The sequence below is a fragment of the Phaeodactylibacter xiamenensis genome (assembly GCF_965229835.1).
In the GTDB taxonomy this organism is placed as follows: Bacteria; Bacteroidota; Bacteroidia; order Chitinophagales; family Saprospiraceae; genus Phaeodactylibacter; species Phaeodactylibacter xiamenensis.
In genome coordinates this window covers 3,302,728-3,318,190 of record NZ_OZ245931.1, presented here as the reverse complement: position 1 = coordinate 3,318,190, position 15,463 = coordinate 3,302,728, and the positions used below count along the sequence as shown (strand labels likewise).

Below are 15,463 nucleotides of genomic sequence, written 5' to 3'. Positions count from 1 at the left end.
GTGCTACATCTTCACCACCTTCTCCAAAGCTGTCCCGCCCTCCCAAGTGATCTGCAGCCAGTACAACCCCGGCGGCAAATGGGAGATGTTGTAAGCATACCTGTACCGCCCTGCCTCTTCAGGTGCAGGGAGGCTATGCTTGGGAAGCCCAATCCGCTGCCCTCCGGCAGACCATAACTGAAGCCGGGCATTGGGTGAAGGGCCTTCCGCCCAGAGGAGGCCCCGGGCAGGGTTAGGGTAACAACGCCAGGGGGAAGGCTGGGCGGCAGCTCTGGTATTGGAGATGATCTCTATGTGGATGGTGGTGAGGCTGTCACAACCATTAGAAGCCGGGTGCAACTGCGTTAAAGTAGTGTCTGTATAGAAGGTGCTGCCCATAAAAACAGCTCCTGGCACAAGAGCAGTGTCCAGCTCAACATAGCTATTGTTCCGGGCTTGGAGCGTGACTTGCAGGGTGCTGTCACAACCCTCTGCGGAGCGGTAGGCGAGGGTGTGCAGGCCCTGGCCAGGCAGTAGGGTATCGCCCCACCAAAAGGCTTCCCCTTCGCAATAGAAGGTGTCTATGGCGCTGAAGCTGCTGTTGGCGAGGGCTAGTGAAACCTGTACAGTACTGTCACAGCCCTGTTGGTTGAGGTAAGCAAAGGTGTATGCCCCTGGCTGTGGCAACAGGCTGTCCCCCCAAAGCAGCCCATCGCTGCCACTGCAGAAAAAAGTATCGATTAAGCTGGTATCCGGGGCATAGGCTTCTACTTTGAGCACGGTGGTGCTGTCGCAGCCCGTCAGCGCCTGTGCAGGGAAGGTATAGGTGCCGGGCGCATTAATGAGGCTGTCCCCCCACAGCAATGGACTGCCTGCACAGTAGCCGGTATCGATGACGATAGGGGCTGGAGGGCAGTCCGGGGTTAGGAAAACGGTAGACTCGCAGCTTTGTGCTGGCCCAAATTGGTGGTTATAGGGGCGCACAGTGGCGTATGCGGTGGTGTTTTCAGGGAGCGGTGCCGTAGCGTGGAAAAAGGTGTCGAGCCCGACATCAGTTGGAGGCAGGAGGTCATCCTCCCCTGGGCTGCTGCCTATTTGGAAATAGTACCCATCGAAGCAGCCTTCAGCGGCAGCCCAGGAGAAGCTGGGGGACAAGACGTTAGTGCCGAGCAATACGGGGGCAGGCCCGCATTCGGCAGCGCGCCCGCGGTAGCGGTAGATGCGGCCTCTGCTGGATATGGCATAACCCAGTGTGTCGTTGACCATATGGAGTTCTCTTATTCTATTGTCGTTTTCATACTCAAGAACATAAGACGTATCAATTGCTAAATGTTGCCTTGCCCAGGTTTCGCCCCCGTCTTTGCTATAAGAAATAAATGCATTGTAAAAGTTTGGAGAATCTAAAATTGCTCCCCCTACCCAGCCTATACTATTGCTAGTAAATTGGGTTGTAAAACCATAAGTTTCAGAGTTGTCCGTAACTGTATATTCTGACCAAGTATCCCCCCCATCCAGTGTTTTATAAATGGTGTTGTTTTGGCATGGAATCCATCCAGTGGTTTGATCTAGAAAGAAGAAATCTAGTTCACTTGTAGGTAGTCCTAAATTCAAAGTATTCCATGTATCCCCCTTGTTGATAGTTTTCCATATTCGGGCTGAATTAGCGCTGCTGAATGCATGCCAGCCATAAAAATAGAGGACACTATCCGTTACAGCCTGAAAACCTCTGAAAGAAGGTATCCCAAGTTCTACATTGTTTCCTTTTTCTACCCAATTTGACCCTCCATCTTGAGTATGAAAAATAGAGCCTTTGTCAACAGTTAGCCAGCCCTCGTTTTCGTTGTTAAAAACAATATAACGGATTTGGGTCCCCCCTCCCTCTGGAGGGAGATCTACATCATCCCATGACCAGCCCTTATCTTCTGTTTTAAATACACTATACTTAAATGCTCCAATAAAAGCAGAGTTCTGATCAATGAGTTCAATGGAACTTGGGTGAGAAATGGAGCTTGGCCAAGTCACGATGCTCCAGGAGTCCCCTTTGTCTTCTGTTCTTAGCCCTAAGCTTTGCCCTTGTTCTACAAGTCCGGCAACTACCCAAAATACGGAGTCATTTAAGACTTCAAGGTTTGTAAAAACAATATTATCATTACCTCCATCGTAAATGATTTCCCAGCATTGGCTTTTGCCCTTGTTTATGCTGGCTATTATCAGTAAAATGAGGAATATGGTACGCATAATAAAAGGATATATACCCAGCCCTGCATATATTGAAGGGCTGGGTAATTAAACTATATTAAAGTCTTATTGGCCTTTAATAACCTTACCAGAAGTCATGTCTTCACCTATCTTTACTTGATAGTAGTACACACCATCCGGCCAGGAAGCGGTAGAACTTTCCAAAACACCAACCGTTAGGCCCTGCCATTGCCAGACCTGCTGGCCAATACTGTTGAAAATAGTAACTGAGGCTTGTGCGCCTGAAGGAGTACTCCCAAGGTCGATCAGCAGCTTTTGACTGAAGGGGTTAGGGGCAACCAACACTTGTGCACCTAATGCTGATTTCTGTTCGTTGCTTTCTTCCAGAGGAGTGTTATCCGATTGCTGCAAGAAACCGTTGCCCAGCTTCCCCCCGGAACGGATGGAAAGCGTGATCTTTTGCTTCGTCCCATCTGCCATATAAGCAATGGGCTGTAGTGCAGCAGTATCAAGGCTAAACCCGGATAAATCTGCACTGCCGCTTACAAGTTTATCAAAGGATAAGGCAATAATACTTAACGCGGGGGGATAAATGGAAGATAGATTTTGCATAAAGTGTGAAGGGATTTTAGTTACAAAGAGCGCATTCGAGCAAGTGGCTGGAACGCGCTGTGGTTACAATGTAGGCAAAAAAACGGGATAGTGCCAATTCCGGCTGAATAAGTTTAGCTGAATTAACGTATGGTTCAGCTTTGTTTGGGGGTGTAAAAAATACCGGACGAGCTGATTTTATCAATCAAATATAGCGTGACGTATTTTTTTTAGGGAAGAGAGCTCTCCCGAAAAAATGTGCAGGAAGAGCAGCTGTGCACGGAGCCTGGCTCAATGTCCGCATCAATGTCGGCGATATCGAGGACAAAGCGTGGGTGGAAGCCAAACTGTCGGCGGCTCAATCCATAGCTGCCAAGGCAGATGCTCTGGAGCAGGAAGTAATTGGGCTGGTGGAGCGGCATGTGGGGTGATGTGGTTATCACTCCACCTTCTAAAAGCGGCTCGCAGCCCTGCACGCTTTCCAGATACTGCGCGATGTCAGCTACAGCAGCCTTTTCACCGTTTCACGACTTTCAGGCTACCCGAAACCTCCGCGCTATGCAATACCAAAATATAAATACCAGGCGGCAGCCCCTCCGCGCTAATGTCCTGTTGCCCCTGTCTGACTTTGGCCTCTTTCAAAACCCTGCCCTGCATATCGGTCAGCTGCAGGTGGGCAGTGCCTGGGTAGCCCCAGTCCAGGACCCAATGGTCTGTTGTAGGATTGGGGTAGGCGCGGGCCATAAGCTGTGGGGCCGTATTCGTTGGCACTTCCTCCCGTGTAGAAGTGATGATGGTACTGTCTGTTACAATTTGCAGGTTGCCGCACCCAGGGACCAGGCAGCCCATACTGTCTGTACGGACCAGCCAGATATTGATGTTGTTGATGAAAGGCTCCTGATTCGGGAAGGTATCCTGATAGGTGCCGGTGAAGACCAGGTCGCCGTTGGGAAGCTCTGCCCCGTTGTTGAAATAGCTGAGGAAAGCCAGGGGAGACCGGTTGTCAAAAATATAGCGTTTCCACTTGAGTTCCCCTTCCGGGGACATCCGGAAGATGAACCCTGCATTATCGATAATTTCTTCCCATTCCTCGGGCACCGGGGGGCGGCTAATATACCCAATGCCAATAATATCCCCGTTATTGGCCCGGTTGAGTTTGATGACATAGGGGTAGGCCGGCCGGGTCATCCATAGGGTGTTGGTCCATACGGTGTCCCCTGTCATGCCATCCAGGGCAGCCATACGGAGGTTAATAAATGAGATGGTGACATCCAGCGGGTCCGTCAGGTTTGGTTCCTCCCAGTTGGTGGCAATGTTGCCGTTGTTGAGCTCTACGATCTTTGCGATGTTGTTTCGTGAAAAGTCGTCTTCTTCCAGCCGGCTGTGCCATAGCACTTCCATCTCTGGGGTAAACTTGGTGAAGCCCTGAAACCGGCCTTCGTTATTCCTGACCAGCCCAGAGCTGACAAAATTCCCGTCCTGTGTGGCTATGAGGTCATTATCTGACATAATGCCATAGGGGCTCTCCGATTCCGGGTGCATAGCCTGATGCAGGATTTCCATGCTGTCATTGAGAAATGAAAAAGTGGTTATAGGTTCACCTTCTCCTACTGTGATACTGGCAGTCAAATAGCCTTCTTCATGTTTTGCCCAGTAATAGGGGATTTCCTCCTCTGTTTCTGCACCGAAGTTCCATTCCTGTTCGACAGTAAAGTCCTGATTTAGTTTTAGTATCTGTACGTTTTCTTCTTCAGCCGGAGAGGGGCGGGCGTACATATAATACGTGCTGTCCGACACTTTGATGAGCGACTCGCTCACTGAAGCTACAATGTGGGTATCTATTTGGGCGTGCCCCAGCAAGTTGCCCGCCCAATCGGTACGGGCGATAATGGTGCAAATCCTGCTGTAAGTAGTGTCGCACCGGTTAGGAGAGACAAGTAGTAGTTCTTCCCGGTCTTCGTCAACGATGACCTGCCATCCAGAATTATCTTTTTCTTCAATATCTATAGAAGTGCTGAACCAGGGCTGTGCACGGGTGAAGAGAGGGGCGTACAGCAATAGTAAAGTTAGGATAATGCGCATAATTCATTCATATGAGAGGTGCAGGGCAGAGCTGTACCTTTGTCTTATTTAAGCGGGGGCGAAAATCTGAAGCCGGTAAATCTCAATGATGTTTTCATGATATAAGATGGTGTTTAGTTACAGAAGGCGCATTCGAGCAAGCAGCTGGAACGCGTTGTGGTTACAATGTAGCGAAAAAACGAGATAGTGCCAATTTCGGCGGAATAAGTTTAGGTGAATTAACGTTTGGCTTGACTTGGGTTTGAGTCGCAAAAAGAGCTGGGATAATCGGTTTTGCCCATTGAATATAGCGCGGTCTGTCTTTTTGGGTATGGAGAAGGTACTGCTGAACCCTCTGATGGCAATCCTTGCATACCGGCAAAAGAGCACCACAAAAAATCCCCTGCCCAAATACATCGGACAGGGGATTGCTTGACCAGGTAACCAGTTATGCCCTACCGCGCATAAGCCACCGCCCGCTTTTCGCGGATGACAGTCACTTTGATCTGCCCGGGGTACTGCATATCGTCCTGGATTTTCTGAGAAATCTGGAACGACAGCTCGTCGGCCCGCTGATCGGTTACTTTTTCGGACTCTACGATGACGCGCAGCTCACGGCCGGCCTGCATCGCATAGGCTTTTTGTACGCCCTCGTGCTCCATCGCCAGTTCTTCCAGCTCGCCAATACGCTTGAGGTAGCTTTCGAGGATCTCGCGCCGCGCGCCGGGGCGGGCACCGGAAATGGCATCACAGGCCTGAATGATAGGGGAGAGGATGTTGTTCATCTCTACCTCATCGTGGTGGGCACCTACGGCATTGCAAACGGCAGCGTGTTCACCGTACTTTTCGCAAAGCTTCATGCCCAGCAGGGCGTGGGACAGTTCCGTTTCCTCCTCGGCAACTTTGCCAATATCGTGGAGCAGGCCGGCCCGCTTGGCCATTTTGGCTTGCTTGCGGCTCAGGCCGAGCTCGGCAGCCATGATGGCGCAGAGGTTGGCCGTTTCAATGGAGTGCTTGAGCAGGTTTTGCCCGTAGGACGAGCGGAAGCGCATGCGGCCTACCATCTTCACGAGGTAAGGGTCAAGCCCGTGGAGGTCCAGGTCGATGACGGTGCGCTCACCGATTTCCACAATCTGCTCGTCGAGCTGCTTGCGGACTTTGGCTACCACTTCCTCGATGCGTGCCGGGTGGATACGGCCATCGGCTACGAGGCGCTTGAGCGCCAGGCGGGCTACTTCCCGGCGGATGGGGTCAAAGCTGGAAATCACAATGGCTTCCGGCGTGTCGTCCACAACGATTTCCGCACCGGTAGCGGCTTCCAGCGCCCGGATATTCCGGCCTTCCCGACCAATGATCTGCCCTTTCAGGTCGTCGGAGTCGAGGTTGAAGACCGAAACGGTATTCTCAATCGTATACTCCGCACACATGCGCTGAATGGACTGAATGATAATTTTCTTGGCTTCCTTGTTGGCAGTGATCTTAGCCTGTTCCACGGAGTTTTTCACCAGGGCCATAGCATCGGTTTCCGCCTTGGCTTTCACGGCTTCGAGCAGCTGTTCCCTGGCTTCGGCTTCGCTCAGGTTAGCCACTTTTTCCAGTTCCTTGATGTGGCGCTCGCTTGCGGTCTCCAGTTCCTCGCGCTTGCGGTTCATGACTTTGATCTGCTTCTCGAGATTTTCCCGCAGGGCGATGGCGTCTGCTTCGCGCTGTTCCAGTTCTGCCCGCTGATTGTCCAGGGCTTTGACTTTATCGCCGAAGCTCTTTTCCTTTTGGCGCAGGTCAGACTCTAGTTCCTTGATTTCCATTTTGCGCTCCTTCAGCTCCACCATCTGATCGGCTTTGCTGCTTTCAAATTCAGACTTGAGGCGGCTGAATTTTTCCTTGGCCTCCTGAATTTTGCGCTGCTTGATCTTCTCGTTCTTATTTTCGGCCTGAGAGGTGATCTTTTCCGCTTTGATCTCTGCCTCGTCAATCAGGCGTTTGGCCGTGAGCCGGGCTTCCTTGACCTCCTGGTCCACGGTGGAGTTGATTTCGTCGATGCGTTTCTGTTTGGCACTTTTAAGGGCCATCTGAACGCCTATGTAGCCAATAATGGCTCCAACGACCAACCCAATAATGATTCCTATTCCTATATCCATAATTGGTGTTGATTTTGTGATGCGGTGGTTTTGGTGCTTTGCCTGTATGTATACTTGCAGGACAAACCCGGGCCACCGAATTGCATTTGGTGTATAAATAACCTGGCTGGCGAAGCTCATGTGCACCTAATTAAGGAGCAGCGGGCTTACGCCAAAACAGGGGTATTCCAATATTTCAGGAAAAACGGGCGGCAGGATACCGCACATCGGGAAAGTTTAGTCAAGCACCTGATCAAGCAAGGCTTCCAATTGAAAGAGTTTACCGGAAAGGGCAGGGTCATTGCCCCCGGAGGTTTTAGCTTTGTGCAAGTCGACCGCGTAGGTCAGGAGCGCCATCGAGAGGCAGTCCTGTTTGTCCTTATTGGTATAGGTCAACTGAAAACGGTTGATTTTCTCGTTGACCTCTTTGACGATCTTGCGGATGGCAGGTTCATCTGCCACATCTATTTTGAGTGGGTACGGCCGGCCGGCAATCAGCACGGTAATATGTTTCATCTCCTTGTCTTGCCCTCTGCTCATTCCTATTGCTTATGTAGCCACTCAATACAAGCGTTGATCTCTTCAATGTATGTTTCCAGCTGTTGTTTCAGCTGATTTGATTGCTCAGGTTGTCCTTCCCGCTGCGTGTCCAGGGACCGCTGCGTTTGTTCCAACTTATGGGTTAAGGCACTCACTGCACCGCGCTGACGGTCCAGATCGGCCTTGAGTTTCTGGTTTTCTTCCTTGAGCCCGGCATTTTCCTGCTTCAGGCGCGCCATGCGCTGCACAAGCTGCCGGACTTTCAGTTCAATATTGTCAATGCGCTCTAAAAAGTTCATTTTGGGACTTTGGGTCATCATACTACCCTGCCTTTACTGACGGATCGTAGCACCAAGTTTGGACTCATAGTCGGCAATCAGCTGATTGACCACCTTGTCCACTTCCTTGTCCTTGAGCGTTTTCTCAGGGTTTTCAAATGTGAAGCTGACAGCGTAGGACTTTTTCCCGGCGCCGAGCTGCTCCTCGTTTTCGTACACGTCAAAAAGGTTGATATCCTTAATGAGCTTCTTGCCCACCTTACGGGCAATCGCCACAATATCACTAAATTTTACAGAATTATCAATAACCAGGGCCAAATCCCTCCGGCTGCTTGGGAATTTGTTCAGCTCCTCGTAGGATAATTTATACTTTTTTCGGGCTTTCATGAGGTTGTCCCAGCTGAAATCGGCGTAAAAGACCTCCCCGCGGATATCCATCGCCTTGACCAGCTTAGGGTTGACTTTGCCGAAGCGGACCAGGGTCTGCGGGCCGCGGTGGTATTCCAGCCCGAACGCCAGGCTGTTGTCCCGCAGCGCTGTCTCCTGATAGCCCTGCAGCCCGAAGCGGGCGAGGATGTTTTCCACAAAAGCCTTCAGGGCGTAGTAATCCGCATCGCCTTCGCGTACGCCCAGCCAGGTTTCCGGGTGGCGCTCCCCGGTCATGAAGAGGCTCAGGTGTTGCTGCTCGTCGATCTTATTTTCTCCGTGCTGATAAGTACGGCCAAATTCAAACAGCTTCAGGCGCGACTGCTGCCGGTTCTGATTGTGCAGAATGGCTTCGAGCCCGCTGAAGAGCATATCCGGGCGCATAATATCGAGCTGCACGGTAGAGGTGTTGTTGATGTACACCAGCTTGTTGTCGGCCAGCCCTTCGAAAATTTCCTTGTAGTACTGCGAGCGGGACAGGGACAGGGCCATCATCTCATTGAAACCATTGGCTGCCAGGTAGTCGCCGATCTTGTCGCGCAGCAGGTTGGGGTCGGGCTGAGGGGCGATGTTGAGCCCGGTCTTGACCTGCTCAGGGATAGGCACCTCGTTGTAACCGTAAATGCGCAGGATTTCCTCGATCACATCGGCTTCCCGCGTTACGTCCGACTTATTGGTAGGCACTGCAACGGTGAACGTCTCCCCATCGTCTGCCAGGATTTTCATCTCCAGGGCCTCCAGGATGCTGTGGATTTTGGCTTTGGGAATGTCGATGCCAATGAGGCGGTTGGTGTGCGCGTAGCTGACCTTCACTTCCACCGGTTTGACCGGGTTGGGGTAGAGGTCGGTTATGTCGCTTGAAAGGGTACCGCCAGCCAGGTCCTTAATGAGCAGGGCGGCCCGCTTCAGGGCGTAGACCACGATGTTGGGGTCGCTGCCTTTTTCGAAAACCTTGGCGGCATCAGTGCGCAGGTTGTGCCCCATGCTTGTGCGGCGTACCCACTTGGCGTTGAAATGAGCGGATTCCAGGAAGACATCAGTGGTATTTTCCGTCACACCGGAGCCTATGCCCCCGAACACGCCAGCGATGCACATGCCTTCGCCAGCGCCATTGCAGATCATAAGGTCTTCGCCTGTCAGCTCGCGCTCCGTTTCATCGAGGGTAGTGAACTTTGTGCCTTTTGGCAAAGCCTTTACGACAATCTTGTGGTCTTTGACTTTTGCCAGGTCGAAAGCGTGGAGAGGCTGACCGAGCTCGTGCAGTACGAAGTTGGTCACGTCCACCACATTATTGATGGGCCGCAGCCCGATGGAGAGCAGGCGGTTTTTGAGCCAGTTGGGCGACTCCTTAACGGTAATGCCCTTTAGCGTCAGGCCAGCGTAGCGTGGGCAGGCTTCGGCATCTTCCACCTCAATGCTGACCGGCAGGCTTTGGTCATCCGCTTTGAAGCCGTCGACGGAGGGCAGGTGCACGCCGTCGTTGTGGCTGTGGTTGACTTTGAGGTAGGCTGCCAGGTCCTTGGCTACGCCCAGGTGGTTGGTGGCATCCGAGCGGTTGGGCGTCAGCCCGATCTCGTAAACGTGGTCGATTTCGATATTGAAGTACTCCCGTGCGGGGGTGCCCACTGCGGTGTCTTCCGGCAGCACCAGGATGCCATCGTGGCTCGTGCCGGTGCCCAGTTCGTCTTCCGCGCAGATCATGCCTTCGGACACCTGCCCGCGGATCTTGCCTTTTTTGAGGGTGAGGGGTTCTTCGCTGCCAACGGGGTACAAAGTTGTCCCCACGGTAGCCACCATCACTTTTTGTCCCTGCGCTACATTTGGCGCACCGCAGACGATCTGCAGGGGCGCTTCCCCACCTACATCCACTTTGGTCAGGGACAGGCGGTCGGCATCAGGGTGTTGGCCACATTCGAGGACATGCCCCACGACCACGCCTTCCAGCCCGCCGCGGATGCTTTCCACCCGCTCCATGCCTTCTTCTTCCAGTCCAATACCTGTGAGCATAGCCGAGACTTCCTCAGGGCTATGGTTTATATCGATATACTCTTTCAGCCAGTTCAGAGATACTTTCATTGCTGTAGTTTTGTAAGGGCACAAATATACTGACGAATGGGGGATTTACAACCTATATGGAGGGGGAGTCCTCACAAATCTGCTTCTTTGAGCTGATTTTGGCGATGGTCTGCCTCTTCACAACGTTAAAAAAGGGTTAACCCGTTCCGGGAAGCAAGCGGGAGGGCCTTTCTCAACGTTTTCGTGGAGATTTCAGCCCGTTTTTCGCAGGGAAGTGCGGGGAAAGTCGGAAGTTTGCACCTCATGGAAGAAGCTATGCCATTATTGAACCCGAAAATATACGGTATCGTACTGCTGCTGCTAGTGGCTGCCCCGGTATTTGGGCAACAGCCCGCCGCTCCGGCACAGGACACGGCCAAGCAGGAAGTGGAAGTCGACCACGCCGACCTGTTTGAATACATTCAGTCGGGAGATACGGTTATTCAGAAGCTCAATGGCAACGTCGAGCTGCGGCAGGATAGCGTGTACATGTACTGTGATACCGCCCGTATTGAGAACCAAACCCGCGTGTATGCCAATGGCAACGTCATCATTCAGCAGGGGGATTCCCTCAATGTCTTCTCAGACTCTGCCGTTTACGACGGGGCGACCCGCATCGCCGAGCTCTACGGGGATGTCATTCTGGAAAAGGGTGATCAGCGCCTCTTCACCGACCGCCTGACTTACGACCTTAACCTCAAGCTGGCCACTTACGATAATGGTGCCACCCTTACCCTCGACAGCACGCAACTGACAAGTAAAAAGGGCTATTACTACGTAGATGAGCGGCAAATCTACTTCAAAGACAGCGTCGTGGTGATCGATTCGGCTTTTACACTGCTTTCGGACACTCTGGGCTTCAATACGGAGACCAAAGTGGTGGACTTTCTGGGGCCTACTCTGATCGACAGCGATACCACCAAGCTGTACTGCGAAGATGGTTTTTACGATACCGAGAACAACGTAGCGGAATTCACCAAAAACGCGCAGTACCAAAAGGGCGACCAACTGGCCCTGGCCGATACCATCCGCTACGATGGCAGCCGGGAGGTGTACATCCTGCGCGGCAACGCCATTTTCAAAGAAAACGAACGGGAAGCCACCGCCGATGTAATTGAGTACAGTCAGGAAGCCGACCGCACGGTACTCGTGGGCAATGCCCGCTACAAAGATGCCAAACAGGACATCGCCGCTGATGAGATCGTCTACGATGCCAAACAGGAGACTTATTCCACCCGCGGCCGCTCCCGCATTAGCGATCCGCCGCAGCTGCTGGAAGCCGATCAGGTGGACTACAGCGAGGAACGGGGCATTGGTATCGCCACCGGCTCTGTGATTTGGCGGGACACCTCCGAAGACCTGACCATTATGTGCGATACGGCCGACTATGACCGGAAAGCGGATTACCTCAAAGCCTTCGGGGGGCGCAATGGCCGGCCGCTGCTCATCACGATTGTGGATGGCGACTCCTTATTTATGGCATCCGATACCCTGCTGGCGCTGCAAGACGTATTCGATACCCTGATTGTGGAGACCGTCATTACCGTCGATACGCTATGGGCTGATGCTCTGTCCACAGATACTTTGGTCATAGACTCCCTCATTGCCGATACCCTCATCACGGAAACCCTTGTCACCGACAGTGCCCGTCTGTTGCGGGCCTATCCTGATGTGCGCATTTTTAAAACGGATATGCAGGCCATCTGCGACTCCCTGTCGTACAGTACGCGAGACTCCACCTTCCGGCTGTTCCGGGAGCCTATCGTCTGGGCAGATACCTCGCAGTTCAATGCCGATACCGTTAACATCCTGCTCAACAAGGGCAGTATTGACCGCATTTTCCTTCGCAATAACGCCCTGATTGTCAATTCTCCGGATGAGATTATGTTCAATCAGGTCAAAGGCAAGCACGTGACCGCCTTTTTCAAAGCAGAAGAACTCCGGCGGATGGCAGTGAACGGCAACGCGGAATCCGTGTACTACGCTTTGGATGACGATGGCGGCTACGTAGGCGTCAATAAAACCATCTGCAGCGAGATGATGCTGTACTTCGGGAACAATGAGGTGGAAAAGATCACATTTTTCAATCAGCCCAAGGCCGAGATGCTGCCGATGGGGCAAACGAACCACAGCACGCTCAAACTGGAAGGCTTCTTTTGGGAAACCCAATACCGGCCGGACAGCCTGCCTGATTTGTTCAGCCCGGAGAAAAAACGGGTACTGAAGCCCCTGCCCAAAGCCGCTGCCCCCGCTGCGGATTCTCTGGCGCAGGACAGTTTGGAAGTCCCCCCTTCCGCTATGGGGCTGGATGAGGAAGCAGAAGGTGCTCCGGCAAGCCCCGCCGAAGTCCCCGCTGCGCCCCCGGCTCAGGGTTTACCCGTTCCGCCCGATCCTGCTAAAGGACAGGGTTTACCCGTTTCCCCGGCCACCACGGAGCAACCACTGACACCAGAAAAACAAAACGACGAGCAATAATGATGAAAAAGTGGATGGTATTCATTGCATGGTTTGGAATGGGCATTGGGCTGCTGGCCGCACAGTCTTCACCAAAACAGCTGCTGCAAGCCGGCCATAATGCCTACCACGACAAAGATTACGAAACCGCCATCAGCCGGTACGAAGCCCTCCGTGCCGATGGGTACGAAAGTGTGGTCCTCTACTACAACCTCGGCAACGCCTACTACCGCAACGGCAATCTGCCCATGTCGGTCCTCAACTACGAGCGTGCCCTCCGGCTCGACCCCGCCAATGAGCAGGTACAGTCCAATCTGGCGTTGGTACAGGAACAACTCGAAGCTTCGAATATTCAAATCCGGCAATCGGGCGTCGTCCGCACCTGGCTTTCCGTGCAGCACCTAATGCGCACCCGGGGCTGGGCCGTGCTCGGTCTCCTCCTGTTTTGGCTGGGCGTAGGCGGGCTGGCCGTCTGGCAATTTGCCCCTCAGCGCCGGCAGCGCAAAGCAGGTTTTCTGGCAGGCGTTACCGCCCTGTTCCTCTGCCTGTTGCCCTTTGGCTTCGCCTACGGTCGGGCGCAGCAGGAGTTTTACCATCACAAAGCCGTCCTGATGGCAGAAGAAACACCCCTGCACGTGGCCCCGGATGCCCAAAGTGAGCCCGTCCTGACCCTCTACGGCGGCGAGAGCCTGACTATACTGGATGAAATTAGTGGCTGGTATAAGGTGGAGCTTAGTGATACGACGGTGGGGTGGGTTCCTAAGGATTTGGTGGCGGAGGTTTAGGGGGGGCAAACTATTTCAGGGGATGACATTGAGCCCCGGATCGGCTACCTGAAAATAGAAGGGATCGCAAGCAGTAGTGATGACCTGGTACAGCACGAATTGCAGCGCAAGAAAAACCAAGGCTACCTATGGGAAACGCTGATTACCTTACCAGCAGGAGAACCTATATACTTCGAAGACTCCACAGCTTCTTATCAATACAACTACGATTACCGGTTACTGGCCGTAGATGATGCCGGGCTGAAGTCCAGCTCTAAAATATTGACTGCCCGTCCCTTAGCCAGCTCGGTTCGGGGCGAGATTTTGGATCTGCGCTTGCTTATACATACGATTTTAGAACAAGATTCTGCGGTGCTAACCAATCTGCCTGTATTAACGGTCAATCCTTCCAGTAATGTATTTCCAAACAATCCCCAAGGCGCACAGCCTGGCCAACAATACCTATATGGCCGTGGAGAAGCTGCGCTGGTCTGGGAGTTCCTTGAACAAGATGGAATTTATGGTTACCAAATATACCGTTCCGCATCCGATGGGGTATTACGGCCCTACCGTATGGTCAGGCCGGATGAAGGTGTCGTCACACTGGAAGTATTTCAGAAAATCCAGGAACGTTTTGGTGCACAGTCAGGGATCGACTCCGGCATCGTTGACGGCAACCACTTTTTCTTCTTCGACGGTGGGCTAAAGAAAGGGACCGCCTATACCTATCGGGTCGAAGCCCAATACATTGATGGGGCAGTATCCCCACTCTCTGAATCAGTCATTGTGATCTATTAAAAGAAAGGACTATGATGCGACTCCAAATACTATTTATCGCTTTATTCCTGTTGCCCTCGTTGAGCCAGGCGCAGGACTGTGCGGAGGCTACTGTGCTCAGCTCACAGGAAACCATGCTCACCGTCCCGTCCTTAAGCCGGGCAGCAGCAGATACCCCGCACCAGATCAGTGACTGCCGGGCTGAAGGGTTGCCCGCTACTCACCCGGCATGGGTCCAGTTTACGGCCCCGGTAGATGCCCGTTTGGCCTTCGATCTCATCCCCCTCAACGAAGGGGATGACCTCGACTTCATCCTCTACAAAGTTGAAGGGGACGATTGCCAGAGCCGCACGGCTATACGCTGCACAGCCGCCGGGCCAAATATTGGAGGCGCTACCGCATTCAGCACGCCCTGTATGGGCGCTACGGGGCTAAAAGCAAATGTAGACACCAATGCTGCCGCTTCTGGCTGTGATAATGCCGATGGCAACTACCTGTCCCCTGTCTTTGTGAAGGCTGGAGAGACCTATCTGCTCTGGGTCAATAACTATGCTCTGTCCTCCGGGAACCGCCCCAGCGGGCAAGCGGATGGGTTTACCCTGCTGCTGGACTTTGATCAGGCGGCGCTGGTCAGCGAAACCGATATCCTGTCCTCCCTGCGCGTCTTCCCGAACCCGGCAACCGATTGGCTGCAACTGGAACTGCAGCTGCCCGCTGCCACGCCCATGGAGGTCATCGTACAGAATGCGCTCGGCCAGCAAATCACCACCGCCCTCTACGATGGCACTGCCGGCAAACACACCTACCCATTGCCTACTGAAAAGTGGCTGCCCGGGCTTTACTGGGTGACGGTGGTGGTGGATGGGGTGCGCCGGGTGGTGGTTGTGGAGAAGCTTTAAGGAAAGACTAATCTTAATGACTATGTTGCGTTTCAAATTTTTTCTCTCAAGTATTAGCATATTTTTAGCTATTGGGACAGCGAAAGCCCAAAACTGCTTCGTTCAATTAGGTGATGCTACTGGAATGACACACACACCTGCCCAGTTGGTTGATTTAGAAGAGGCAGCGTGTGAGTTAAAAGCATCTTTACCTAGCGAGTATCAAGATAGTTTCATAGTATTTGACTTAGGATTTTATAGGATTAAAGAGTATACCGAAAATGGATTACTTACTGATTGGGATACAATTAGTAAACATTCAGCCGGTTAAACAAAGATTCAAA

At 52.7% G+C, this 15,463-nt stretch carries 13 protein-coding genes and 1 pseudogene; 6 read left to right on the top strand and 8 right to left on the bottom strand.

The genetic code is table 11. The features are described from left to right. Nucleotides 1-3: 3 nt before the first annotated feature. The 3 genes and pseudogenes from ACO08I_RS12260 to ACO08I_RS12250 all read right to left on the bottom strand — a co-directional run bounded on the left by ACO08I_RS12260 (nucleotide 4) and on the right by ACO08I_RS12250 (nucleotide 2,790). Complete coding sequence (locus ACO08I_RS12260) at nucleotides 4-1,245, bottom strand: hypothetical protein (protein WP_421949752.1); 1,242 nt, start codon at nucleotides 1,243-1,245, stop codon at nucleotides 4-6. Nucleotides 1,246-1,317: 72 nt separating this feature from the next. Next, nucleotides 1,318-2,217: pseudogene (locus tag ACO08I_RS12255) on the bottom strand (YCF48-related protein); the annotation flags it as partial. Between the two features lie 66 nt (nucleotides 2,218-2,283). After that, nucleotides 2,284-2,790 (bottom strand): T9SS type A sorting domain-containing protein, encoded by a 507-nt coding sequence (locus ACO08I_RS12250; protein ID WP_421949449.1) that lies wholly within the window; start codon nucleotides 2,788-2,790, stop codon nucleotides 2,284-2,286. A 254-nt stretch (nucleotides 2,791-3,044) separates the two neighbouring features. Here ACO08I_RS12250 and ACO08I_RS12245 point away from each other — a divergent pair, with 254 nt between their 5' ends. Further along, nucleotides 3,045-3,200 (top strand): hypothetical protein, encoded by a 156-nt coding sequence (locus ACO08I_RS12245; protein WP_421949448.1) that lies wholly within the window; start codon nucleotides 3,045-3,047, stop codon nucleotides 3,198-3,200. Between the two features lie 85 nt (nucleotides 3,201-3,285). Here ACO08I_RS12245 and ACO08I_RS12240 read toward each other — a convergent pair whose 3' ends face one another. The 5 genes from ACO08I_RS12240 to pheT all read right to left on the bottom strand — a co-directional run bounded on the left by ACO08I_RS12240 (nucleotide 3,286) and on the right by pheT (nucleotide 10,267). After that, nucleotides 3,286-4,851 carry a T9SS type A sorting domain-containing protein gene (locus ACO08I_RS12240; RefSeq protein WP_421949447.1) on the bottom strand — a complete coding sequence of 522 codons (1,566 nt, stop codon included), beginning with the start codon at nucleotides 4,849-4,851 and terminating at the stop codon, nucleotides 3,286-3,288. Between the two features lie 434 nt (nucleotides 4,852-5,285). Then, on the bottom strand, nucleotides 5,286-6,968 hold the full coding sequence (gene rny / locus ACO08I_RS12235; RefSeq protein WP_044220874.1) for a ribonuclease Y: 1,683 nt from the start codon (nucleotides 6,966-6,968) through the stop codon (nucleotides 5,286-5,288). A gap of 216 nt (nucleotides 6,969-7,184) precedes the next feature. Continuing rightward, the gene (locus tag ACO08I_RS12230) at nucleotides 7,185-7,487 is read right to left on the bottom strand and encodes a cell division protein ZapA (RefSeq protein ID WP_052287835.1); all 303 of its coding nucleotides are present in this window, start codon (nucleotides 7,485-7,487) and stop codon (nucleotides 7,185-7,187) included. A gap of 2 nt (nucleotides 7,488-7,489) precedes the next feature. Next, nucleotides 7,490-7,807 carry a hypothetical protein gene (locus ACO08I_RS12225; RefSeq protein ID WP_160213755.1) on the bottom strand — a complete coding sequence of 106 codons (318 nt, stop codon included), beginning with the start codon at nucleotides 7,805-7,807 and terminating at the stop codon, nucleotides 7,490-7,492. A 12-nt stretch (nucleotides 7,808-7,819) separates the two neighbouring features. After that, entirely contained in the window at nucleotides 7,820-10,267 is a 2,448-nt protein-coding gene (gene pheT / locus ACO08I_RS12220) for a phenylalanine--tRNA ligase subunit beta (protein WP_421949446.1), read from the bottom strand. Nucleotides 10,268-10,522: 255 nt separating this feature from the next. Between pheT and ACO08I_RS12215 the strand changes: the two genes are divergently transcribed. From ACO08I_RS12215 to ACO08I_RS12195, 5 genes are all read left to right on the top strand, one after another. Then, the gene (locus ACO08I_RS12215) at nucleotides 10,523-12,721 is read left to right on the top strand and encodes an OstA-like protein (protein WP_421949445.1); all 2,199 of its coding nucleotides are present in this window, start codon (nucleotides 10,523-10,525) and stop codon (nucleotides 12,719-12,721) included. Then, entirely contained in the window at nucleotides 12,721-13,485 is a 765-nt protein-coding gene (locus ACO08I_RS12210; protein WP_421949444.1) for an SH3 domain-containing protein, read from the top strand. The genes ACO08I_RS12215 and ACO08I_RS12210 overlap by 1 nt, the downstream gene beginning before the upstream one ends. A gap of 99 nt (nucleotides 13,486-13,584) precedes the next feature. After that, nucleotides 13,585-14,262, top strand: coding sequence for a hypothetical protein (locus tag ACO08I_RS12205; protein WP_282776828.1), 678 nt, complete (start codon nucleotides 13,585-13,587; stop codon nucleotides 14,260-14,262). An 11-nt stretch (nucleotides 14,263-14,273) separates the two neighbouring features. Continuing rightward, nucleotides 14,274-15,140, top strand: a complete 867-nt coding sequence (locus ACO08I_RS12200) for a T9SS type A sorting domain-containing protein (protein WP_421949443.1) — start codon at nucleotides 14,274-14,276, stop codon at nucleotides 15,138-15,140. Nucleotides 15,141-15,162: 22 nt separating this feature from the next. Continuing rightward, nucleotides 15,163-15,450 (top strand): hypothetical protein, encoded by a 288-nt coding sequence (locus ACO08I_RS12195; protein ID WP_421949442.1) that lies wholly within the window; start codon nucleotides 15,163-15,165, stop codon nucleotides 15,448-15,450. The last annotated feature ends 13 nt before the right edge of the window (nucleotides 15,451-15,463 follow it).